The sequence below is a fragment of the Cupriavidus sp. LA-1 genome (assembly GCF_055385985.1).
Genome location: NZ_AP031388.1, coordinates 1,823,246 through 1,845,531 on the forward strand (window position 1 = coordinate 1,823,246; position 22,286 = coordinate 1,845,531).

Here is a 22,286-nt window from a genome sequence, read left to right on the forward strand (position 1 = left end):
ATGAGCTGTCTCCTTGCGGGCGCTGCAACGTCCGTCGTACGGACTGTCGTCAGGCTGGTCTCACGTGTTTCTGGTCTGGGCTGGAGGCGGAAATCCTGGCCAGCCCCGCTGTTATCGGTGTGCCGCTTGTCGGTGCCTCTGCGGGCTTGATCCGGGCAAGGCTGAAGGCTAGGTGAGCGCGCGCCATGCATCATCACCGGCAGGCAATGCGCGGCATGTGCCTTGCGGAATACCAAATGTGACGATTGAGCTGCTTTGATCGGCGGATTTGCTCCAGGTGGCGCTTCCGGCAGCCGGCCATTATCACGCACCTCATATACGGCCTATAGGTACAGACCCGAATGATCCGGGCGCAACTTCTCTATACTAGGGATAACCCTGAACTGCCTCCCGATCCGGGCCGAACCACGGCCAGATGTGCTTCGTGAGGCGCGCAACCTCCATCCAACCGGAAAGGACATTCGCCATGCAAGTACTCGCCGACACCCTCTATCGCCAGCCCGCCCAAGCCAAGGCATCCAGGCCCGCCGCTGCCCAGCCGGCCCGCGATGTCGCCTACCATGCCCGCGTCGGCGGCAGCCAGTCGCTGGTTGCGCGTGTGCGTGCCTACTTCGCGCAGGGCTGGACCCTGTACGCGGCCAACGCCCGCGAAGCCGCGCCGATCCGCTGGCTGTAACCCGGCGCGCTGCGTCAGTACATGCCAGTGCGGGCCATGAACGCGTCCAGCGTCCAGCCGCGCCCGAGCAACAGCATCCGCGTATGCAGGCCCTCGCGCACGGGCGCGTCGACGGCCTGGCCCAGCCAGGTCAGCGTCTTGCTGCGCAAGTCGACAAAGCCCATTGGATAGTCGGCGGCCAGCGCCTGCCATAAGGCATTGGCGCCGGCCGACTGCCGCGCCCCGCTCAGCAGGCACAGCCCGCCGTCCAGCGCCCAGCGGTACAGCGCACGGGCCAGGCCGCGGCGCTGGTAAGCGGGCGCAACCTTTGTATGTGGCGCCCGCACCCAGGGGTCGGCCCGGCGGCCAACCTCGATCAATCGGTTGAAGACGGTATAAGCGGCCAGCCGGCGCTGCATCACATCTTCCACATAGACGTAATACTCGCCGTCCGCCTCGCGGTAGCGCAGGCGCAGGCCTGGCACGCCCGCGGGCAGCGCCGGCATGGCATGCAGGCGGTCGCCCGGCTGGCCGATGCGGCCGTGCAGGGCGTCCAGTTCGCGCTCGATATCGCCGGGCGCCAGTTCCACGTCGATGCGCAGTTCGAGCGCGCGCGGCAGCGCCGGCGCCGGCAGGCGCAGGGCATGGACATTCACCATGGCAAGACTCCACCCGGCTCAGGGATTGAGAATCAGGTAGAGGGCGGCAAGCGCCACCATGGCGCAGAAGGTATGGCGGTAGAGGGGTGACATGTCTGGCTTTCTCCTGGCTTCATGATCGGGCGGGTGCCGGATGGCATCCGCGACATGGGCCGTGCGGGAAAGCTCAGGACTGGAGGGTGGCGCCCCGAGCTGCCCGCACGGCCAGGAAAAGCACGGCGCGGCGGACCTGGCCATACGCGTGGAAGCGGTCGGCCAGGTCGATGGCAACGCCCCGGCGCTGCGCGGCGCGCACGCGCACGCCTGCCGCCGGCAGGGCCGGGCGGTTCAGGGTGGCGAGGCGGACAGTGCGAAGCATGGAGGCCGGGGCGCGAAGATTCGGTGAAACATCGCTTATGCCATACTTTTCTCACAATGTCCAGGCAAGTTGCCGGCTTCCGCTTTCAACTCCGTTCTACTTCGAAGTCATCGTGGCCGTCGCTGCCGCGCCGCCAATAGTTTCCGTCATCCCTTGATTGTGAACACTGTCTACATGTACTAGACTCGGAAGCATCGTTCACCGGCCTTCTTGCAGGAGCCATGATGACGACTTCCCCCAAGCCCGAAACCGATACCGGCCCCGTCAGGCTGCTGGTGGCCACCACCAAGGGCGCCTGGTTCCTGACCAGCGACGCCGCGCGCCGCAGCTGGCAGATCGAGGGCCCGACGTTTCTCGGCCATACCATCCACCATATCGTGCAGGACCCGCGCGAACCGTCGCGCATGCTGATGGCGGCGCGCACCGGCCACCTTGGCCCGACCGTGTTCCGCTCCACCGACGGCGGCCGCAACTGGACCGAAGCAGCGCGCCCGCCCGCCTTCGACAAGGCGCCGGAGGGCGAGGCCGGCCGGGTCGTCGACCACGTGTTCTGGCTCACGCCGGGCCATGCCAGCGAGCCTGGCACCTGGTACGCCGGCACCTCGCCGCAGGGCCTGTTCCGCAGCGCCGACCACGGCGCGACCTGGGACTCAGTGCCTGGCTTCAACGACCACCCGATGTGGCGCACCTGGACCGGTGGCGAGCAGGACGGCACGCCCGACGGCCCCAAGATGCATTCCGTGCTGGTCGATCCGCGCGACGCGCGCCACCTGTATATCGGCATGTCCAGCGGCGGTGTGTTCGAGAGCACCGACGGCGGTGCTGACTGGAAGCCCCTGAACCGCGGCAGCCTTGCCACCTTCCTGCCCGATCCCAATCCGGAATACGGCCAGGACCCGCACTGCATGCTGCAGCATCCTGCCGACCCGGACATCCTGTATCAGCAGAACCATTGCGGCATCTACCGCATGGATCGCCGCGAAGGCGTGTGGAAGCGCATTGGCGAAGCCATGCCGGCCGACGTTGGCGATATTGGCTTCCCGATCGTCGCCCACCGCCGCGATCCGCGCACGGTGTGGGTATTCCCGATGGACGGCAGCGACGTCTGGCCGCGCGTCAGCCCGGGCGGCCACCCGGCAGCCTATGTCACGCGCGATGCCGGCGAAACCTGGCAGCGCCAGGACCGCGGCCTGCCGGCCGAACAGGGCTGGTTCACCGTCAAGCGCCAGGCCATGGCCACCGATGGGCACGCGCCGGTGGGCGTGTACTTCGGCACCACTGGCGGCGAGCTCTGGGCCAGCGCCGATGAGGGCGAGGCCTGGCAATGCATCGCCCGCAACCTGCCGCAGGTGTACGCGGTGACCGTGGCGCGCCCTGCTTGAATGCCATCGGATCCGGAGACATCCATGCAGGTCCGCATCGCGACGCCGCTCTTCTCTTACACCGGACAGCGCGAATACGTCGAAGCTCGCGGCGCCAGCATTGCCGAACTGCTCGATGACCTCGACCGCCAGTTCCCGGGCATGCGCTTTCGCATCGTCGACGAGCAGGGCAAGCTGCGGCCGTATATCCGCGTCTTCGTCAACCGCACGCAACTGATGCGGCTGGATGCGCCGTTGCAGGAGACCGACGAGGTGCATATCCTGCAGGCGCTGGCGGGCGGGTAGATGCCGCTCGCACGCTGCTGGTTTGCTCCCCAGCGATGACGTCCGCACATGCGCTGCGTGCGCGGCTCAACTCCCGTTGGCGTGCGCCGATATCCAGTCAGGAACCCTGCCGTCCGCTATCCGCCGCGGCCGCAGGCCGATGACAACGACGGCGGCAAACACCACACGCACGGCACGGGAGCGCAGTATGAGCAGTTCCATGAGGGACATCGACGAACGGACCAACCTCACCAACAACAACCAGTTCGAGCTGCTGCTGTTCCGGCTCGGCGAGGCCGAGCACTCGGGTCAGTCGGAGCTGTTCGGCATCAATGTCTTCAAGGTGCGCGAGATCCTGGTGATGCCGCCGGTGGTCACTGTGGTCGGTGCCGACCCGTCGATCCTGGGCATGGCGGATATCCGCGGGCAGGTGATTCCGGTGATCGACCTGCCCAGGCTGGTCGGGTGCAAGCCGCGCACCGGGCTGGGTATCCTGCTGGTGACGGAATATGCCCGTTCGACGCAGGGCTTCGCGGTGGAAGGGGTGGAGGAAATCGTGCGCCTGGAATGGAACCAGGTGCATTCGGCCGAGGCCAGCGTACGGACCGGTCATGTCACCAGCATCGCCAAGCTGGATGGGGACACCGAAGGGGGCACCGACCCGTCGCGGCTGGTGCAGGTGCTGGACGTGGAGCAGATCCTGCGCGATGTACTGCCGACGCGCCAGCCGGACGTGGACCCGGGCTCGGTCGGCCCGCAGTTGAGCCTGCGTCCGGGCGCCAGGGTCATTGCTGCCGATGATTCGGCCCTGGCGCGCGGCCTGATCGAGCAGGGGCTGAAGGCGCTGGGGGCGCCGGTGGTGATGACCAAGTCCGGCAAGGAGGCGTGGGAGCTGCTCGACCGCATCGCCGCCGAGGCGGCCAGCCATGGCAGGTCGGTGCACGACGACGTGGCGCTGGTGCTGACCGACCTGGAAATGCCCGAGATGGACGGCTTTACGCTGACCCGCAAGATCAAGGCGGACAGCCGGTTGAAGTCGCTGCCCGTGGTGATTCACTCATCACTGTCGGGCGAGGCCAGCGAGGAGCATGTGCGCAAGGTGGGCGCGGACGCCTATGTGGCCAAGTTCGTGGCCAAGGAACTGGCCGACACTATCCGCGAGGTGCTGACGCGCTGAGTGCCTCGCTGCGGAAGAATCGCAACACGCACAAAATTCAAACGCCCGCAACAATTCCCGTATACGGGCGGGTTGCCTATAAAACGGGCACTCCAGTGTGTTCCAGCGCCGGCGCGCTCTTTGCGGTTGTCAAGAGGGGGGATATCCACTGAACCTGTGGATAGTTCCTGTGGACAAGTCGGACCAGCCGGACCCTTCCCGGCCGGCATAGCTCGATACCGGCCGGGAAGTCCGACGCTGCCTGGCGTGGCTGCCACGCCGGCCTCGCTCCCTGGTGCTGCCGCTCCTCGCTCTCCCTGCTCCCCTCGCTTTTCCTTACTTGGGCTGCTCCACCGTGCGCAGGTAAGGCTTCAGGGTCTTGAAGCCCTGCGGGTACTTCTTCCTGGCATCCTCGTCCGAGACCGAGGTCGGGATGATGACGTCCTCGCCCGGCTTCCAGTTCACCGGCGTGGCCACGGTGTGCTTGGCATTGAGCTGCAGCGAATCCAGCAGCCGCAGCACCTCGTCGAAATTGCGCCCCGCGCTCATCGGATACACCAGCATCGCCTTGACCTTCTTGTCCGGGCCGATGAGGAACACCGAGCGGATAGTGGCGTTGTCCACCGCCGTACGCGGGCCGCTGCCGCTGGCCTCGGGGTGGATCATGTCGTAGAGCTTGGCCACCGTCAGGTCGGCGTCGCCGATCATCGGATAGTTGATCGCATGGCCTTGCGTTTCCTCGATGTCCTTGGCCCAGCGCTGATGGTCACCGACCGGGTCGATGCTCAGGCCGATGATCTTGGTATTGCGCTTGTCGAACTCGGGCTTGAGCCCCGCCATATAGCCCAGTTCCGTGGTGCACACCGGCGTGAAGTCCTTCGGATGCGAGAACAGGATGGCCCAGCTGTCGCCGATCCACTCATGGAAGTTGATCTTGCCTTCCGTGGTGTCGGCGGTGAAATCAGGGGCTTGCTCGCCCAGTCGAATCGCCATGGTTGCGCTCCTTGCAGTTGGCGTGGTGTGGAAATGCGCGTCGTCCTGGTGCTGCCCGGCGCCGCGCGCTGTTGCTCATTGCCCCTAGCGGAAGACCAGCACCGGGATCGTGCTGTGGGTCAGGACCTTGTGTGTTTCGCTGCCGATCAGCAGCGCCTGCAGCCCGCGCCTGCCATGCGACGACATCACGATCAGGTCGCATTCGCGCTGCTGCGCGCACTGGATGATGGCCTGCCAGGGATGGTCGTCGGTGGCGCTGATGGTCTCGCAGGGCACGCCGGCCTGGGCCGCGGCGTGGCGGAGTGAGGCCAGGAAGGTGTCCGCGTGGCGCGCGGCTTCCGCGGTGAAGGTGTCCCTGGTGTCTTGCAGGCTGGTCAGCCGGTATGTCAGTACGTGATACTCGGGAATCACATGCAGCCCGGTCACGCGGGCGCCGATACGGCTGGCGAACGCCATGGCGCGGGCCGCCATGGCGTCGGCACGCGCGGAGCCGTCGGTAGGTACAAGGAGGTGCCTGAACATGATGAGCCTCCGATTGCAGAGAGATACCGCGTTCCGCCTGGCCCGTCCGCGGACTGCCGGGCGAGCCCATCCAGTATAGGAATTGAGTGGCATAAGCGACAGGGCCGCAATGGCGGATATCCCGGCGCAAGCCGAGCGCCGGCCGGGGCAGCCGGTATTAACATCCTGTTATCATTCAATGCACCTTGCTCCTGCACCAACCCGAGGGATTAACGCATGATCGCGCTGCGCGAAGCTTGGCTGGCCGGATTGTTCCGACGCGGCAACTGGCTGCCGAATATCGTGTCGGGCGTGATCGTCGGGGTGGTGGCGCTGCCGCTGGCGATGGCCTTCGCGATTGCGTCCGGCGCCAAGCCGGAGCAGGGCCTGTACACGGCCATTGTCGCCGGGCTGGCGGTGTCGCTGTGCGGCGGCAGCCGGCTGCAGATCGCGGGGCCCACCGGCGCCTTTATCGTGGTGCTGTCCGCGGTGACCGCACGCCATGGCATCGATGGCCTGCAGATCGCCACCCTGATGGCGGGGCTGATCCTGCTGGCGATGGGCCTGACACGGCTGGGCAGCGTGATCCGGTTTATCCCCGCGCCGGTGATTGTCGGCTTCACGGCCGGGATCGGCGTGATCATCTTCGTCGGCCAGTGGCGCGACTTCTTCGGGCTGCCGCCGGTGGCAGGCGAGCATTTCCACGAAAAATTCTGGCACTTGCTGCAGGCGCTGCCGCAATGGCACCCGGCGACCACCGCGCTGGCGCTTGGCAGCCTGGCCCTGGTCGTGGGCGCGCCGCGCGTGCGCTGGCTGCGGCGTATCCCCGGGCCGCTGGTGGCACTGCTGGCAGCTACCGCGGTGCAGGCGCTGTTCCGCTTCGACGGCGTGGCCACCATCGGCACCGCCTTTGGCGGCCTGCCGCGCGGGCTGCCCGTGCCGGGGCTGCCTGACATGACGCTGGCCCGCGTGCTGGAGCTGGCCGGGCCGGCCTTCACCATCGCCATGCTGGGCGCGATCGAGTCGCTACTGTCCGCGGTAGTGGCTGACGGCATGGCCGGCACCCGGCACGATTCCAACCAGGAACTGGTCGGCCAGGGCATCGCCAACGTCCTGGCGCCACTGTTCGGCGGGTTTGCCGCCACCGGAGCCATCGCACGCACCGCCACCAATATCCGCAACGGCGGCAACAGCCCGCTGGCCGGCGTGGTGCATGCGCTGACGCTGGTGCTGGTGCTGCTGTTTCTGGCACCGCTCGCTGCCAGCGTGCCGCTGGCCACGCTGGCAGCGATCCTGTTCGTGGTGGCGTACAACATGAGCGAGATGCGCCAGTTCGCCCGCATGGTCCGCCGCGCCCCGCGCGCCGACGTGGCGATCCTGCTGATCACCTTTACGCTGACAGTGCTGACCGACCTTGTGGTGGCGGTCAATATCGGCGTGATCCTGGCCATGCTGCAGTTCCTGCGGCGCATGTCGGCGTCGGTGGAGGTGGAGCGCCAGGATGCCGTGGACCTGGCGCGCGAACTGGGCGATGCCGGCGCCGGCCTGCCGGCGCACATGCCACCGGAGGTGCTGGTTTATGCGATCGACGGCCCTTTCTTCTTCGGCGCCGTCGAAGCCTGCGAGCGCGCGCTGGTGCAGACCCACACCGAGCCGCGCGTGCTGCTGATCCGCCTGGGCCGCGTGCCCTTCATGGACATGACCGGCCTGCAGACGCTGGAGGCGGTGATCGTCACGCTGCAGAAGCGCGGCGTGGCGGTGGTGCTGGCCGAAGCCAACGAGAGGGTCAGGGAAAAACTGGCGCGCGCGGGCGTGCTGGCGGCGCTGGGGGAGGGCAACTACGTGGATTCGCTGGCGCAGGCGCTACGGCGCTGCGGCGAGCTGGCGGGGGAGGACAGAGGCGAGGGCAACGCCCCACGCTGAGCTACTTCTTCTGCCGCGTGCTGCCCGCCGGCTTGGCCTTGGTCGCGTATTCCACGCCGTGCTGGGCCAGGTATTCGCGGATCAGCTGGCGCACCACCTGCGACGGTGTCAGGTCCTGCGAGGCGCACAGGGTTTCAAAGGCCTTTTTCTTGACCGGATCGATCAGGATGGTAAGGCGGGCGGTTTTGGATTCCATGAGGGGTGTCCGGCTGTCCCGGCCGGTGATGGCGGCGGCGATTGGATGGGCATTATATACAGGGCAAAACAGCGCCGAGGCCAGCGGTTTTCTCCCCTCTCCCGCAGGCGGGCGAGGGGAGCGAATGCGAGGGGCGGCAGTGTTCGCAGATGCTGTCGGGCAGTCGATGCCTTATACCGCCCTCCCTACACCGCCATCTCCAGATCCGCAATCACCGCCGCCAGAAACCGCGCCGCCTCCCCACCCGTTACCACGCGATGGTCAAACGTCAGGCTCAGCGGCATCACCCGGTGCACCGCCGGCACGCCGCCGGCGGCCACCACTTCGTCGCGCATGCGCCCGGCCCCCAGGATCGCCACGGTTGGCGGCACGACGATGGGCGCGGCATAGCGCCCGGCCATCATGCCGAAGTTGGACAGCGTGATGGTGTTGCCGCGCATCTCCTCCGGCGCGATGGTGCGCGCGCGGATATCGGCGCGCATGCGGTCCAGGCCGTGGCGCAGGTCGGCCGCGTCGCGGTTGCCGACGTTGCGCAGCACCGGCACGAACAGGCCTTCGGGCAGGTCGGCGGCAATGCCGACGTCGATCTTCTTCAGCACGTGGCGGCGGCCGGTCTGGCCTTCGTACCAGGCATTGAGGCCGGGTTCGGCGCGGCAGCCGGCGACCAGGGCGCGCACCAGCCGGATGGTGACGTCGGCGCCGGGCAGCCAGGCGTGGATGTCGGCGTCGTCCATCACGGTGGCGGCGGCCACTTCGGCCTGCGCGCGCGCCATGTTCTGCGCCATCGCGCGGCGCACGCCGCGCAGCACTTCGGGTGCGCCCAGTTCGGCCAGCGTGGCGGCCACGCGTTCGACATCGGCGGCGGTCACCACGCCTTCGGGCCCGGAAGCCGTGGCCATGGCCAGGTCCACGCCCAGCCGGCGTGCCAGTGCACGCACCGCGGGCGTGGCCTTGACGTGTGCGGCGATGCTGGCGACGGGCGCCGCGGTGCCGGGTGGCGCGGCTTCATTGACCACATGCGTGCCGACCTGGACCGAGCCCACCACGGTGCCCGCGTCGGCATCCTCGCCTGCGCCTTCGAAGCCGACCAGCGGCGCGCCCAGGTGGACGATGTCGCCGGGCTGCGCAAACAGCTTGCCGATGGTGCCGGCATAGGGCGACGGGATTTCCACGATCGCCTTGGCCGTCTCCACCGACAGCAGCGGCTGGTCCGCGGCCACGGTGTCGCCGGTCTCGACGTGCCAGGTCACGATCTCGGCCTCCTGCAGGCCTTCGCCCAGGTCGGGCAGCTTGAAGACTCTCATCAACGGCCCTCCTTGCCAATCCATGCGTTATGCCGCCATCGCCCTGCGTGCCGCGTCGACAATGCGGGCGACGCCTGGCAGGTAGGTGTATTCCAGCCGCGCCAGCGGCACCACGGTATCGAAGCCGGTCACGCGCTGCACCGGTGCGGCCAGCGAATAGAGGCCCGCGTCGGCCAGCTGTGCTGCGATCTCCGCACCAAAGCCGGCGGTGCGCGGGGCCTCGTGCACGATCACGCAGCGGCCGGTGCGCCCCACCGCTTCCAGGATGGTCTGCATATCGAGCGGCTTGAGCGTGGCCACGTCAATGACGGTGGCCGTGACACCCTCGCCGGCCAGCGCGTCGGCGGCGGCAAGCGTCTCCTGCACCATCGCGCCCCAGCTTACCAGCGTGATATCGCTGCCTTCGCGCAGCGTGAAGCAAGTGTCCAGCGGCAGCGCCGCGCCGTCGTTGGCCACTTCCTGTCGGAACAGGCGGTACAGCCGCGTGGGCTCGAGGAAGATGACCGGGTCTGGATCGGCGATGGCCGCCAGCAGCAGTCCATAGGCGCGCGCCGGCGACGACGGCACCACCACGCGGATGCCGGGCATGTGCGCGAACATCGCTTCGGGGCTTTCGGAATGGTGTTCGGGCGCATGGATGCCGGCGCCGCACGGCGAGCGCACCACCAGCGGACAGGTCAGGCGCCCGCGCGTGCGGTGCCGCATGCGTCCGGCGTGGTTGATGATGTGATCGACCGCCGGGTAGATAAAGCCGGTGAACTGGATCTCGGCCACGGGCCTGAGCCCCATCGCCGCCATGCCGATTGCCGCGCCGACGATGCCGCCCTCGGCCAGCGGCGTATCCATGACGCGCGCGGCGCCAAAGCGCGACTGCAGGCCCGCGGTGGCGCGGAACACGCCGCCGTTGACGCCGATGTCCTCGCCCAGCAGCAGCACATCGGGATCGTGCTCCAGTGCATGGGCCAGCGCCAGGTTGACTGCTTCGACCAGATTGATTTCCGCCATGGTTCCCTCGCTGTGGAACAGGACACTATGTCGATGGATGGTCGTGCGGGAATCGCCGGCTATCCGTGCGGTGCCGGGAAACGCCGGGCAATCTCCAGCTGCGCCTGCAGTTCGGGCGGCATGGCCGCGAACAGGCAATCGAACATCGCGGCCGGGTCGGGCGGCGGCAGGGCCAGGTAAGCTTCAACGGCCTGCGCCACCTGCTGCGAGCAGGCCTTGACCAGTGCTTCTTCGCGCCCCGCATCCCATGCATCCAGCGCCAGCAGATGGGTGCGCAGCCGCAGCAGCGGCTCTTCCTGCCAGTGCGCCTTGACGCTGGCCTCGTCGCGGTAGCGCGAGGCATCGTCGGCGGTGGTGTGGTCGCCCAGCCGGTAGGTGATGGCCTCGATCAGGGCAGGGCCGCCGCCGGCGCGGGCGCGCTCGATGGCTTCGCCCACGCGGTGCCGCACCGCGACCACGTCGTTGCCGTCGATCTGCTCGCCCGGGATGCCCGCGGCAATGGCCTTCTGCGCCAGCGTCTGCGCCGCGGTCTGGCCGCTGCGCGGCATCGAGATCGCCCACTGGTTGTTGTTGATCACGATCACCAGCGGCGCGTGCCATGCGCCGGCCATGTTCATGCCCTCGTAGAAATCACCCTTGGAGGTGCCGCCGTCGCCCAGCAGGCAGACCGCCACGCGCGGCTCGCCGCGCAGCTGGAACGCATAGGCGGCGCCGGCCGCGTGGCATACCTGGGTACCGATCGGGACGCAGTTGGCAAAATCATGCGGCGCCGCCGCAAAGCCGCTGCCGCGCTCGTCGCCGCCCCAGTACAGCAGGCTCTCGGTCATCGTGACGCCCCGTACAAACTGCGCCGCGTGATCGCGGTAGGAGGGCACCAGCACGTCCTCGGGCCGCATGGCATGGGCCACGCCTACGCCGATGGCCTCCTGGCCCAGCGCCGAGGCGAAGGTGCCGATCTTGCCGGTGCGCTGCATGGCAATGGCTTTCAGGTCGAACTGGCGTGTCAGCACCATCGCCTGGTACAGCGGCACCAGTGCGTCAGGGTCGCTGGCGAATGGCGGAGGGGGAGAGGTGGGGGAGGATGTGTCGCCCGGGGGGGCAAGGTAACGGGTATAGCCGATCTCAAAGCGCGCAACCGTGGACATGGCAGGTCTCTCGATGCGGTTGTCTCGACAGGATCCGCAGGGACGGTCGCGAGGATCTTCGCGGCTATCCGCAGCAATGATCGCGTTGTGATCCCTGCCGTGCTTTTTGGGCGCGGGGGACTTGAGCTTGAGTGTAGGGCATTTGCGCGGCGGGCGCGGCACAAAATTGTCTTGCTGCGCACAATGCGCGCGGCAGCGTCCTGGAAGAAAAAAGCGCCCGTGGGCGCTTCGTTGCTGGCGGGAGCGCGGTGGCTCAGCGCTGGTACGGCGGCTGGACGAAGCCAGCAAAGCGCTGCTGCGTCACGGCCTTGAACTCGGCCGACTCGCAGGCCTCGCGGATGTCCTTGACGAAGGGTTTGTCCAGGTCCGCCGTCTTCACCGCCACCAGGCTCATGTAGTAGTCGTGGCTCTTCTCCAGCGAAGGCGTAGTCGACATCGTCGAGCGAGCGCGGCAGCTGCACCCAGGTACTTCTGCACCAGCGCGTGGTCGGCATGGTCAGGCAGGCCGGCAACGTTGACCCAGTCCACCTTGGGAGCCGGCTCGACGAGACGATGTTGTCGCCGGCCCCGGCTTCCCCCGTATGGCAGAGCCTGTCATGACGACCGCATCCGCCCACGCCAGTGTTTCGCGCCAGCGGCGACACCATGCTGGAGCGGCTCTCGGTGCGCCGCTGGGGCATGCAGCATTAAGCGCTGCCTTGCCCGACGCCGGGATGGAGCGTAGGCTACGGCACCGGTAACCAACCGGAAAATACGCGGAGCCCGCCCATGACCGCCATCCACGAAGCCGCCGCACAGGGATTTGCCAGCCAGGCCGATGCCTACGCGCGCGGACGTCCCGAATATCCCGCTGCAATCGATGGCTGGCTGCGCGGCACGCTGGGCCTGCACGCTGGCCGTACCGCGCTGGACCTGGGCGCGGGCACCGGCAAGTTCACGCGCCGGCTGGTGGAGACAGCGGCGACGGTGATTGCGGTTGAGCCGGTCGCGCAGATGCGCGCGCAGCTGGCCGCGGCGCTGCCGTCGGTGCAGGCGCTCGAAGGCGGTGCCGAGGCCATCCCACTGCCCGATGCCAGCGTCGACGCCGTGGTTTGCGCGCAGGCCTTCCACTGGTTTGCCAATGCGGGGGCGATGGCGGAAATCCGCCGCGTGCTGCGTCCCGGCGGCCGCCTCGGGCTGGTGTGGAACGTGCGCGATGAAAGCGTGGACTGGGTGGCGCAGCTGACGGCCATCATGACGCCGCACGAAGGCGACGCGCCGCGTTTCTACAAGGGCGACTGGAAGCGGGTCTTTCCCGCCGAGGGGTTCGGGCCGCTGGGGCTGCAGAGCCTGCCCTATACGCATGTGGGGGCGCCGCAGCAGGTGATTGTGGACCGGGTCATGTCGGTCAGCTTCATTGCGTCGCTGCCGGCCGCGGAGCAGGACCGCGTGCGCCAGCGCCTGCAGGCCGTCATCGAACAGCATCCGGCGCTGTCGGGCCGTGCCGAGGTTGCCTTCCCCTATCGCACCGAGGCCTATCACTGCGAACGGCTCGCCTGAGCCTACATCGTTGACTGGCGCACCCAGAATGCCGCGCCGGTGCGCATGCCGGCGGGCACGCGCACCTGTGGCAATGCCGCGAGCCGCCTGGCAAGGGTGCTGGCCTCGATCTGCTCCCAGATGTCCAGCATGCCGAGAACCTTGGGCAATGCCTTGACGCCGGCCAGCGTTGGCTGCCAGTCAGGGCTGCAGGTGTGGAACAGGGGCGTGCCGAGCGCGGCCTCGAGCCGGCGGATCTGGTAATAGAGCCTTTGCGGCTGGATGTTCAGCGCCTGTGCGGCGCCGCCGGTGTCGCGATGCTGCATCAGCGCAACAAAGACACGCAAGGAGAGGAAGGTGACGCGCCGGTTGCTGAATCGGTAAGCCATGCCCGTGCCGTGGCCGGGGCGCGCTGGCGCTGGTCCCCGGCGGATCGAAGGGATTCGATCGTAGCGGGGCCTGGCGTGGCTGGTTGGGGCCGGATTCCGAAATGGTGCGGAGAATTTTCCCGCGATGCAGCAGCGCTGCCTGCTCAGTGCATCGGCAACTGGCCGATCGCGGTCAGCGCCTGCACGACTTCCGGCGACAGGCGGCGTTCACGGCACGGCACGCCCGCGGTCTCGAGCGTGGTCCACAGGTCCGCGTCGCCGGTGACAATGCGTTGCCGCAAGTGGGCCAGGTATGCGTACTCCGCGGAAGTCAGCGGGCGCGGGGCGCTGCGCAGGTCATCCAGGATGGCACCAAGCGAGAGTGCGGGAACGGTCATACCAAGGTCGGGAATAGCAGGGCGATGAGACATTGCGGCAGAAATACGGGGATAGCGCAGGGTTGAGCAACGCATGATTCTATCCATCCGGTGCAGCGGCTGCTTAACCAAAAACCGGTAACTTTCCCTCTAATTCCGCTTGCAAACCGGTGAGTGGCGAATAGGCGCGGGCAATGTGGCGCATGCGGTAGCCCAGGCGGCGGCGAAGGCGCTGGAGCGGGTGTCGGGGTGGCGGCAGGCAGCGGCCATGGTGTTGCAGAAAAACGCCAACGTGCGATCGGCGTGCGCGCTGGACGGAAGTCCGGAAGCCCTTTCAGGTGAAGTCCACCCGACCCGGCTTGTCGGGGGTGTCACGGCGGCGCAAGCGCGGGCTATCATGCGGCTGGCATTGAAAACAGCGCACGTCACATGTTGTGAAATCAAGCGCGAAAGATGCTTGCGCCGCCCCTGTGGCCTAATGCCCGCCGATCGATATTGACGGCACGGCAGACGGCATACTTTAGGAAATCCCCTTGCACCTGGATCAGCAAACCATTGCGGTGGTGATGATGGTGTTTTTCTCCAGCACGCTGATTATCGCGGCGGGGCTGGTGTTCGCGCTGCGCGCGAGCGAGGCGGGGCGACTGTGGGCCTTCGGTCACTTGCTGGTGTCGGCCGCGGGCCTGGCGCTGGGCATCAGCGTGGCCAGCGGGACGGGCCAGCTTGGCATGTTCGGCGCCCTTGCCTTCGTGGCCGGCTGGCTGCTGATCTACCGCGGCGTGCGCGTCTACTACGGCGTCCCCGCGTATCCGGCGGCGCTGGCCAGCGTGGGGCTGATCGTGCTGGGCCTGATGGGGGCCACCAGCGGCATGCCCGACGGACCGCAGCTGATGCTGCGGATCGTTTATGGCGTGCTGGCGCTGGTTTCGCTGGCCACCTTCGCCACGCTGGCGCGCGCCGGGCGCGGGCGCCGCAGCATCGGCGCGCCGCTGGTGCTGGTGGCCAGCCTGGTGCAGCTGGCCACGCACCTGGCCGGGTTCAGCCATGCCCTGAACCTGCCGGCGGCGGGCACAACCGCAGCGGCCGCCGCAGGGCCGCTGACGCTGTTCTTTGCCGGCCCGGCGGGATCGGCCTGGGTGCTGGCGCCGCTGATTGCCACGCTGCTGGCGCTGTTCGGCTTCACCGTGCTGGCGATGGAGCAGATCGTCGCGCATAACGAGAGCGGCGCGCGCATGGACGCCCTGACCGGTCTGCTCAACCGCGGCGCGCTGGAGATGTCGGCGCTGTCGCTGGTGGCACGCTGGCAGCGCGACGGACAGCCGCTGTCATGCCTGGTGATCGACATCGACTACTTCAAGCAGGTCAACGACACCTTCGGCCACCACGCCGGCGACGCCGTGCTGCGCGAAGTGGCGCATGCACTGGACAACTCGCGCCGCGCCTCGGACGTGGCCGGGCGCTACGGCGGTGAAGAGTTCTGCGTGCTGTGCCCGCATACCGACGAGCACCAGGCTTCGGCGCTGGCCAACCGGGTCCTGCGCAAGGTGCGGGCCATCGAACTGCCGGCCGGGCACGGTCACGCCAGTGTCAGCATCGGCGTGGCGCAGTTGCGCTTCGGCACGGGCAGCAAGGAAGCGCTGTGGCGCGCCCTGTTCGCCGACGCCGACCGCGCGCTCTACCACGCCAAGGCGCATGGCCGCGACCGCTATGTGCTGGCGTCGTCGATGGCGGCGCCGGCAGCGAGCGCGGCGACTGCGCCGCTGCTGGAGCCGGAACCCGACCTGGCCGGCTGACCCCGGCATTACAGGAACGTGAATACCTCTTCGCGCGCGAGTCGTGACTTCGGCAGCGCGGCGTTGAAGTCCTGCGCGCTGCGGTAGCCCAGGCTGACCAGCGCCACGCTGGTCAGCCCGCGCTCGCGCAGGCCCAGTTCGAGGTCGAGCGCGCGGGTATCGATGCCTTCCATCGGCGTGGCGTCCACGCCCAGCGCGGCAGCGGCCACCAGCAGGCCGCCCAGTGCCAGGTAGACCTGGTGGGTCATCCAGTGCTGCAGGTCGCGCAGGTCGTAGCGGTGCAGGTCGACAAAGCCGCGGCGGCTCTTGTCCTGGCCGGCACGGGCGGCGTCATCGGCAAAACGCCCGTCGCGCTGCTCGGCGGCGAGGACGCCGGCCAGGTGGGCGGCATCCATCTCCGTGCGCACGCACAGCGCGATCACATGCGAGGCATCCTGGATCTTCGCCGTGTTGTAGGGGTGGCGCTCGGCGGTGGCGCGCGTCATCCGGGCCCGGGCCTCGGGCGTGCCGGCGACCACGAAGTGCCAGGGCTGGGAATTGACCGAGGAAGGGCTCTTGTGCAGCACGGCGAGCAACTGGTCCACGGTGGCCTGGGGCAGGGTGCGGCCTGCCTCGAAGGCCTTTGTGGTGTAGCGGGTGTCGACAATGTCGGAGAGATTCATGGCATGGCTCCAGGTGGATAGCGGGTGATGCAGGCAGCATCACGCCGGGTGCACCATCGTCCCAATTGGCGCGCCATTGAAAAACAGGCATCTGGTTAGTTCTGCTTTCAACAAATGTTTGAAAATAGCCTCCGGACAACATCGTCTGCCGCGCCGGCTGCCATGGTTCGGCCGACTGCCCTACAATGACGCCCCCGCCCGCGCTGCCCTTGTGCCGCGTGGGCCACTTTGTCTCGCAGGGAACGGAATCGATGATGTCAAACGCATGCGGCCTGGACTTCGGCACGTCCAACTCAACGGTCGGCTGGAGCCGCCCGGAGCGGACGGCGGCGCTGCTGCCGCTGGAGGACGGCAAGGTGACGCTGCCCTCGGTGATCTTCTTCCACGCGGAGGATCCGCTGGTCAGCTATGGCCGCGCGGCGCTGGGCGACTACCTGGCGGGCTATGAGGGCCGGCTGATGCGTTCGCTCAAGAGCCTGCTGGGCACCTCGATGATGGACGACAGCACCGAGGTGATGGGCCAGGCCATGCCGTTCCGCAAGCTGCTGGCGCATTTCATCCGCGAACTGAAGACACGCGCCGAACAGGCCGCCGGCACCGAGTTCTCGCGCGCCGTGCTGGGCCGCCCGGTGTTCTTCATCGACGAGAACCCGGCCGCCGACCAGCTCGCCGAAGACACGCTGGCCGAGATCGCGCGCGACGCGGGGTTCGGCGAGATCGCGTTCCAGTACGAGCCGATCGCCGCGGCCTTTGACTACGAGGCCGGGATCACGCGCGAGGAACTGGTGCTGGTGGCCGATATCGGCGGCGGCACCTCCGACTTCTCGCTGGTGCGGCTCTCGCCCGAGCGCGCCGCGCGCAGCGACCGGCGCGACGACATCCTGGCCAATGGCGGCGTGCATATCGGCGGCACCGACTTCGACCGCGCGCTCAGCCTGGCGCGCGCCATGCCGTTGCTGGGACTGGGCAGCGAGCTGCGCAACGGCAAGGCGATGCCATCGAGCCAGTATTTCGACCTGGCCAGCTGGCACACCATCAACCTGGTCTATACGCGCAAGGCGTGGTCGCTGGTGATGGACAATTACCGCGACGCTGCCGACACCGTGAAGCTCGACCGGCTGGTGCGGCTGATCCGCGAACGCGCCGGCCACTGGCTGGCGATCCAGGTGGAAGCCGCCAAGATCGACTTGTCCGACGCGGGCAGCACCGACGTGGACCTGCACCGGCTGGAGCAGGGCCTGACGCTGACCATTACGCGCGACGAGTTCGATGAATCGATCGACAAGCTGGTGGTGAAGACCGAGCAGACCGTGCACAAGCTGCTGGCCGATGCCGGCGTGGATGGCGCCGCGGTCGATACCATCTTCTTCACCGGTGGCTCCAGCAGCGTGCCGCTGCTGCGGCAGCGGCTGGCGGCGCTGCTGCCTGAAGCGCGCTGCGTGGAAGGGGACCGGTTTGGCAGCATCGGCAGCGGGCTGGCACTGGATGCCGTGAGAAAGTTCGGGGGCTGAAGCGCGGTAGCGTATGCGCTCGGCCGGCTTATATGCGCATGTCGCGCAAGCCGTACGCATCCCCCAGCGCCAGCCGTGCCGCCCGCAGCGCCCCGCGCGCGGCCGCGGCATCGCCCGCCAGGCGCAGCAGCGCCGGCAATTGCCACGGCGCGCGCAGCAGCCCGCCCAGCACCGCACCCACATCGGTCTTGCCGTGTTCACCCATCCCCGCCGCCGCGGCAGCCGGCACCGCGCGACTGGCCGGGTCGATCACCACGCGGCAAGCCCCGAACGGCAGCCGGCAAGCCGCCGCCATGCGCGCGGCGAGATGCGATTCCATGTCGACGCACAGCGCCCCCGTGGCCCGGTGCAGCACCTGCTTGGCGGCGACTGAAAGCACCGGCTGGTCAGCCCCGGCCGCGGTGCCGACCCTGGCTTGCGGCAGCGCCGCATGCATGGCCCGGGTCCATGTCGTGTCGGTGTCGTAGCGCTCGCCAGGCGCGCAGACCGCATCCGCCAGCACCAGGTCGCCCGGCGCCAGCGTCGGGTCCAGCCCGCCCGCCACGCCAAAGCTGAGGATGCCCATGCAGTGCCGGCTGGCCATCTCGGACACGCCTTGCTCCAGCGCCAGGCCACGCAGCCCGTGCACCACGCGGCAATGCGGCCCGGCCGCGATGCGCGCTTCGAAATCCATGCCGGTGACGACCAGCACGAACGGTGCCGTCATAGCCCCCACGACACCTGGCCGGCGCCGCCGCGCTGCAGGTTGCGGTAGCGTGCCAGTGCCCACAGCGGAAAGAAGCGCGCGTAGCCGTGGTAGCGCAGGTAGAACACGCGCGGGAAGCCCACGGCGGTAAAGCGCGGCTCATGCCACAGGCCGCCGGCCGGCTGCGTGCGCAGCAGGTAGTCGATGCCTCGCGCCACCGCCGGATGCTGCGCGGCGCCGCCCGCCATCAGCGCCAGCAGCGCCCATGCGGTCTGCGAAGCCACGCTCGGCGCCGGCTCGTAGGCACGGTAGTCGAGACGGTAGCTGCTGCCGTCCTCGCCCCAGCCGCCGTCGGCGTTCTGGATCTGCACGAGCCAGTCCACGGCGCGGCGCATCTCGGGGGCCTCCGGGGCCAGGCCCGCGGCGTTCAGCGCGCACAGCGCGCTCCAGGTGCCGTAGATATAGTTGGTACCCCAGCGGCCGAACCAGCTGCCGTCCGGCATCTGCTCGGCCAGCAGGTAGCGCAGCGCGCGCGCGGCGGGCTCGCTCTTGTCGGGCGTGGCGCCGGTCTGGCACAGCATCGACAGGCAGCGCGCCGACACGTCCGCGGTGGGCGGGTCCAGCAGCGCGCCATGGTCGGCAAAGGGGATGTTGTTCAGGTACAGGTGCGTGTTTTCAGGCTCGAACGCGCCCCAGCCGCCGTTGCCGCTCTGCATGCCGACGATCCACTCGGAGGCGCGTGCCACGGCTTCGTCGTAGCGCCCGGGCGCGTCGTGCGCGCGCATGAAGCGGTCCATCGCGGCGGCCACCACGGCGGTGTCGTCCACGTCGGGATAGTAGGCATTGGCGTACTGGAAGGCCCAGCCGCCGGGGCGCACCAGCGGGCGGCGCACGACCCAGTCGCCGCGCACGTCCAGCACCTGCAGCGGCTTGAGCCAGTCCAGGCCGCGTCCTGCCGCCTGCGCCGCGCGCGCTTCGCCGGTTTCAAGCAAGGCGTGCGCGGCCAGCGAGGTATCCCACACCGGCGACAGGCAGGGCTGGCAATAGGCTTCGTCGCCGTGCTCGACCAGCAGCCGCTCGATCGAGCGTCGCGCCACGGCGCGCGCGGGATCGTCGGGCGGCACGCCCAGCACGTCGAACATCATCACGCTGTTGGCCATTGCCGGGAAGATCGCGCCCAGCCCGTCCTCGCCGTTGAGCCGTTCGCGCACGAAGGCCTGCGCCGCGGCAATCGCGCGCCGGCGCAGCATGCGCGGGAAGAGCGGCTCGGCCACGCGCAGCAGCGCGTCCAGGCCGCGGAACACGGTGTACCAGCCGGCGTGCTGGTGCGCGGCGCGCGGCGGCAGTTCCACCGTATGGCAGCTGCCGACAAACAGCTCGTTGATGCCGACCCCGCGCGGGTTGCGCGCCTGCGGCCGCAGGCTGTTCAGCACCAGCAGCGGCACGATCACCGTGCGCGCCCAGTACGAGACCTTGGACAGGTGGAACGGGAACCACTGCGGCAGCAGCATGATCTCCACCGGCATCATCGGCACCGCCGACCACGGCAGCACGCCGTACAGCGCCAGCAGCGTGCGCGTAAACACATTGCTGGCCTCGGCGCCGCCCATGGCATGGATGGCCTGGCGCGCGCGCTGCATATGCGCGGCTTGCGGATCGTCGCCCGCCATCTTCAGCGCGAAATAGGCTTTCACGCTGGCGCTGATGTCCGAGCTGCCTTCATGGAACAGCGGCCAGCCCCCGTCGGGGTTCTGGATGCGGCGCAGGTAGCGGGCGATGCGCGCTTCGAGGTCCAGGTCCGGGTCCTCGCCGAGGTAGTGCACCATCAGCACGTATTCGGCGGGGATGGTGGCATCGGCTTCCAGCTCGTAGACCCAGTGGCCATCGGGGCGCTGCTGGTGCAGCAGGGCATCGATCGCACGATCGATGCCGTGGTCCAGCGCCGGCCTGGGGGTGTGCGGCGCGGGCAGATCCTGGGCAATGGCCGGCTGTGCCGGCGCCGGGTCGATCCGCGGCGTGGCGTTGGCAAAGACGGTCTCGTTCATCGACATGCAGACTCCTTGAGCCGGCGCATGGCGTGGCCATGCCCGGCATGCATCGGGTTGCCGCGCTCAGCCAATGGCGTGGCGCAGCACGATCCAGAGCAATTGCGCGCGCGGCAGGCGCACGCGCTGGCGCGGTGCGCGCCAGCCCTGTGCGCGCAGGCGCGCCAGGATGCGGTGGTAGACCTCCGCCATGATGCGCGGCGAGCGCACCTGGCGCGTCGGGCAGCGCGCCATGATGGCGTTGGCCTGGTCATAGTGGGCCTGGGCTTCCTGCGCCACGGCCGCGCACGCCTGCCCGAGCGCCGGGTTGGCGGTCACGGCCTGGGGCGTGCCCGGGCCGATGCCGGCCGCGGCCAGCGCCTCGGCCGGCAGGTACAGCCGGCCGATGGCCGCGTCTTCATCGACATCGCGCAGGATATTGGTCAGCTGCAGCGCGCGGCCCAGGTGGTGCGCGAGCGCAATCCCGCACGATTCCTCCAGCCCGAACACGCGCACCGCCAGACGGCCCACCGCGCTGGCGACGCGATCACAATACAGGTCGAGGGTGGCGGCGTCGGGGGCGCGGATGTCCTGCACCACGTCCATGGTCATGCCGTCGATCACGGCAAGGAAGTCCGGCTGCTGCAGGTTGAAGGCCCGGATCTGCGCGCTCAGCGGCTGCAAGGCCGCAGGCGGGTTGCCGGCGTAGCAGGCGCCGATGTCGCGGCGCCAGGCGTCAAGCGCGGCCAGGCGTTCGGCATGCGGCGCGTTGCCGTCGGCGATGTCGTCGACGGCGCGGCAGAACGCATAGATCTCGAACATGGCCTGGCGCTGTGCCGCGGGCAGGATGCGCAGCGCGGCATGGAAGGAACTGCCGGCCGAAGCCGCGGGGCCCGCCTGGCTGCCGGCCACGGCAGTGGGGGATTCTGGCGTTGCGATCTGAGTACCGGCCACGTAACTCCTCGACACGCTGCTGGCCATCCCGCGTTGACCGCGCCGACTCTGTGCGCGCCCTGGCGGGAGGGTGGTTGTGGGTCGGCCGATTATAGCAATTTCACCAGCAACGAGACCGCGGTGTCCGCGGCCGCAGTACCGGAGCCCCAATGAAAAAGCCCCGCAACGACGCTGCGGGGCTCTTTCTGCCGGCCGGTCCGTCGGACCAGCCTGGCCTCACCGGTATCAGAGGGCCTGAATCTTGGTGGCTTGCTCGCCCTTCTGGCCCATGGCCTTGACGTAGCGGACCTTCTGGCCTTCCTTCAGCGACTTGAAGCCATTGCCTTCGATCGCGGAGAAGTGAGCGAACAGGTCATTGCCGCCTTCGTCCGGCGTGATGAAGCCGAAGCCCTTGGCGTCGTTGAACCACTTAACGGTACCGGTTTCCATATCTATCTCAACCTTGAATTTCAAAATGAGCGAAAACGCTCGTTATACACCGTGTGCAATGCACCCAGCGGATCTTTTTTATGTTCCCCGCCAGCGCATTCCATATGACTTCGATATGTCGCTGTCGTGACAACCGAAAACGTCACGGAACGACAACACCAGATGACACACCGAATGGGCGCTGCACAAGTGGGAATCATTCTGCCGAATTTTCCCGGTGTGTCAATCAGGCTAACCGCCTAATCATGATGAGAGGTTCCGACAGGAGATATTAGCGTTTTCTACTTCGCATTCGATTCAGTGAAATCCCTGAGTTCTCACCGGGTTCCGTTTCGACTGAATATCAGCCTGTGCACCATGAGTGAGCGGCGCGTGCCGGTGGGTAGTGCAAAATGGCCTCATTTTGGGGCACTGTTTCGTTTTG

General features: G+C 68.1%; 23 protein-coding genes and 1 pseudogene. 8 read left to right on the forward strand and 16 right to left on the reverse strand.

What is annotated here, in order from left to right:
* Positions 1-466: 466 nt before the first annotated feature.
* The gene (locus ACZ5MJ_RS27460) at positions 467-676 is read left to right on the forward strand and encodes a hypothetical protein (protein ID WP_464224083.1); all 210 of its coding nucleotides are present in this window, start codon (positions 467-469) and stop codon (positions 674-676) included.
* Between the two features lie 14 nt (positions 677-690).
* Here the strand turns inward: ACZ5MJ_RS27460 and ACZ5MJ_RS27465 are convergent, their stop codons facing one another.
* Both ACZ5MJ_RS27465 and ACZ5MJ_RS27470 read right to left on the reverse strand, forming a co-directional pair.
* The gene (locus tag ACZ5MJ_RS27465; protein ID WP_464224084.1) at positions 691-1,314 is read right to left on the reverse strand and encodes an N-acetyltransferase; all 624 of its coding nucleotides are present in this window, start codon (positions 1,312-1,314) and stop codon (positions 691-693) included.
* 166 nt (positions 1,315-1,480) lie between these two features.
* Positions 1,481-1,672 carry a glycosyl hydrolase gene (locus tag ACZ5MJ_RS27470; protein ID WP_464224086.1) on the reverse strand — a complete coding sequence of 64 codons (192 nt, stop codon included), beginning with the start codon at positions 1,670-1,672 and terminating at the stop codon, positions 1,481-1,483.
* Positions 1,673-1,893: 221 nt separating this feature from the next.
* Here ACZ5MJ_RS27470 and ACZ5MJ_RS27475 point away from each other — a divergent pair, with 221 nt between their 5' ends.
* From ACZ5MJ_RS27475 to ACZ5MJ_RS27485, 3 genes are all read left to right on the forward strand, one after another.
* Positions 1,894-3,054 carry a glycosyl hydrolase gene (locus ACZ5MJ_RS27475; protein ID WP_464224087.1) on the forward strand — a complete coding sequence of 387 codons (1,161 nt, stop codon included), beginning with the start codon at positions 1,894-1,896 and terminating at the stop codon, positions 3,052-3,054.
* Between the two features lie 24 nt (positions 3,055-3,078).
* Positions 3,079-3,339, forward strand: a complete 261-nt coding sequence (locus ACZ5MJ_RS27480; RefSeq protein WP_078201057.1) for a MoaD/ThiS family protein — start codon at positions 3,079-3,081, stop codon at positions 3,337-3,339.
* Positions 3,340-3,526: 187 nt separating this feature from the next.
* Positions 3,527-4,495 (forward strand): chemotaxis protein, encoded by a 969-nt coding sequence (locus ACZ5MJ_RS27485; RefSeq protein WP_464224088.1) that lies wholly within the window; start codon positions 3,527-3,529, stop codon positions 4,493-4,495.
* A 315-nt stretch (positions 4,496-4,810) separates the two neighbouring features.
* Here the strand turns inward: ACZ5MJ_RS27485 and ACZ5MJ_RS27490 are convergent, their stop codons facing one another.
* Positions 4,811-5,467 (reverse strand): peroxiredoxin, encoded by a 657-nt coding sequence (locus tag ACZ5MJ_RS27490; protein ID WP_464224089.1) that lies wholly within the window; start codon positions 5,465-5,467, stop codon positions 4,811-4,813.
* A gap of 84 nt (positions 5,468-5,551) precedes the next feature.
* The gene (locus ACZ5MJ_RS27495) at positions 5,552-5,989 is read right to left on the reverse strand and encodes a universal stress protein (protein ID WP_464224090.1); all 438 of its coding nucleotides are present in this window, start codon (positions 5,987-5,989) and stop codon (positions 5,552-5,554) included.
* Positions 5,990-6,205: 216 nt separating this feature from the next.
* Between ACZ5MJ_RS27495 and ACZ5MJ_RS27500 the strand changes: the two genes are divergently transcribed.
* Positions 6,206-7,891 (forward strand): SulP family inorganic anion transporter, encoded by a 1,686-nt coding sequence (locus tag ACZ5MJ_RS27500; protein ID WP_464224091.1) that lies wholly within the window; start codon positions 6,206-6,208, stop codon positions 7,889-7,891.
* Position 7,892: 1 nt separating this feature from the next.
* Here the strand turns inward: ACZ5MJ_RS27500 and ACZ5MJ_RS27505 are convergent, their stop codons facing one another.
* The 5 genes and pseudogenes from ACZ5MJ_RS27505 to ACZ5MJ_RS27525 all read right to left on the reverse strand — a co-directional run.
* Entirely contained in the window at positions 7,893-8,087 is a 195-nt protein-coding gene (locus ACZ5MJ_RS27505) for a hypothetical protein (protein WP_018308668.1), read from the reverse strand.
* A gap of 185 nt (positions 8,088-8,272) precedes the next feature.
* Positions 8,273-9,391: a dihydrolipoamide acetyltransferase family protein gene (locus ACZ5MJ_RS27510; RefSeq protein WP_464224092.1), complete on the reverse strand. Its 1,119-nt coding sequence runs from the start codon at positions 9,389-9,391 to the stop codon at positions 8,273-8,275.
* Positions 9,392-9,418: 27 nt separating this feature from the next.
* Positions 9,419-10,396 (reverse strand): alpha-ketoacid dehydrogenase subunit beta, encoded by a 978-nt coding sequence (locus tag ACZ5MJ_RS27515; protein ID WP_464224093.1) that lies wholly within the window; start codon positions 10,394-10,396, stop codon positions 9,419-9,421.
* Between the two features lie 59 nt (positions 10,397-10,455).
* Complete coding sequence (gene pdhA / locus ACZ5MJ_RS27520; protein WP_464224094.1) at positions 10,456-11,541, reverse strand: pyruvate dehydrogenase (acetyl-transferring) E1 component subunit alpha; 1,086 nt, start codon at positions 11,539-11,541, stop codon at positions 10,456-10,458.
* 253 nt (positions 11,542-11,794) lie between these two features.
* Positions 11,795-11,999: pseudogene (locus ACZ5MJ_RS27525) on the reverse strand (MetQ/NlpA family ABC transporter substrate-binding protein); the annotation flags it as partial.
* A gap of 310 nt (positions 12,000-12,309) precedes the next feature.
* On the opposite strand from ACZ5MJ_RS27525, the gene ACZ5MJ_RS27530 reads away from it, so the two are divergent.
* On the forward strand, positions 12,310-13,080 hold the full coding sequence (locus tag ACZ5MJ_RS27530; protein WP_464224095.1) for a class I SAM-dependent methyltransferase: 771 nt from the start codon (positions 12,310-12,312) through the stop codon (positions 13,078-13,080).
* Between the two features lie 2 nt (positions 13,081-13,082).
* Here ACZ5MJ_RS27530 and ACZ5MJ_RS27535 read toward each other — a convergent pair whose 3' ends face one another.
* Entirely contained in the window at positions 13,083-13,448 is a 366-nt protein-coding gene (locus ACZ5MJ_RS27535; protein ID WP_464224096.1) for a helix-turn-helix domain-containing protein, read from the reverse strand.
* Between the two features lie 143 nt (positions 13,449-13,591).
* A complete protein-coding gene (locus ACZ5MJ_RS27540; protein ID WP_234825046.1) occupies positions 13,592-13,825 on the reverse strand; it encodes an IclR family transcriptional regulator in 234 nt (77 codons plus the stop codon).
* 512 nt (positions 13,826-14,337) lie between these two features.
* Here ACZ5MJ_RS27540 and ACZ5MJ_RS27545 point away from each other — a divergent pair.
* The gene (locus ACZ5MJ_RS27545) at positions 14,338-15,597 is read left to right on the forward strand and encodes a GGDEF domain-containing protein (RefSeq protein ID WP_464224097.1); all 1,260 of its coding nucleotides are present in this window, start codon (positions 14,338-14,340) and stop codon (positions 15,595-15,597) included.
* 8 nt (positions 15,598-15,605) lie between these two features.
* Here ACZ5MJ_RS27545 and nfsB read toward each other — a convergent pair whose 3' ends face one another.
* Positions 15,606-16,259: an oxygen-insensitive NAD(P)H nitroreductase gene (gene nfsB / locus ACZ5MJ_RS27550; RefSeq protein WP_464224098.1), complete on the reverse strand. Its 654-nt coding sequence runs from the start codon at positions 16,257-16,259 to the stop codon at positions 15,606-15,608.
* Between the two features lie 251 nt (positions 16,260-16,510).
* Here nfsB and ACZ5MJ_RS27555 point away from each other — a divergent pair, with 251 nt between their 5' ends.
* The gene (locus tag ACZ5MJ_RS27555; RefSeq protein WP_464226622.1) at positions 16,511-17,770 is read left to right on the forward strand and encodes an Hsp70 family protein; all 1,260 of its coding nucleotides are present in this window, start codon (positions 16,511-16,513) and stop codon (positions 17,768-17,770) included.
* 28 nt (positions 17,771-17,798) lie between these two features.
* Here the strand turns inward: ACZ5MJ_RS27555 and ACZ5MJ_RS27560 are convergent, their stop codons facing one another.
* From ACZ5MJ_RS27560 to ACZ5MJ_RS27575, 4 genes are all read right to left on the reverse strand, one after another.
* A complete protein-coding gene (locus ACZ5MJ_RS27560; RefSeq protein WP_432261245.1) occupies positions 17,799-18,476 on the reverse strand; it encodes a phosphorylase in 678 nt (225 codons plus the stop codon).
* Positions 18,473-20,506, reverse strand: a complete 2,034-nt coding sequence (gene shc / locus ACZ5MJ_RS27565; RefSeq protein ID WP_464224099.1) for a squalene--hopene cyclase — start codon at positions 20,504-20,506, stop codon at positions 18,473-18,475. The genes ACZ5MJ_RS27560 and shc overlap by 4 nt, the downstream gene beginning before the upstream one ends.
* Before the next feature lie 60 nt (positions 20,507-20,566).
* Positions 20,567-21,433, reverse strand: coding sequence for a presqualene diphosphate synthase HpnD (hpnD, locus tag ACZ5MJ_RS27570; RefSeq protein ID WP_464224100.1), 867 nt, complete (start codon positions 21,431-21,433; stop codon positions 20,567-20,569).
* A gap of 225 nt (positions 21,434-21,658) precedes the next feature.
* A complete protein-coding gene (locus ACZ5MJ_RS27575; protein ID WP_010810931.1) occupies positions 21,659-21,862 on the reverse strand; it encodes a cold-shock protein in 204 nt (67 codons plus the stop codon).
* Between the last annotated feature and the right edge of the window lie 424 nt (positions 21,863-22,286).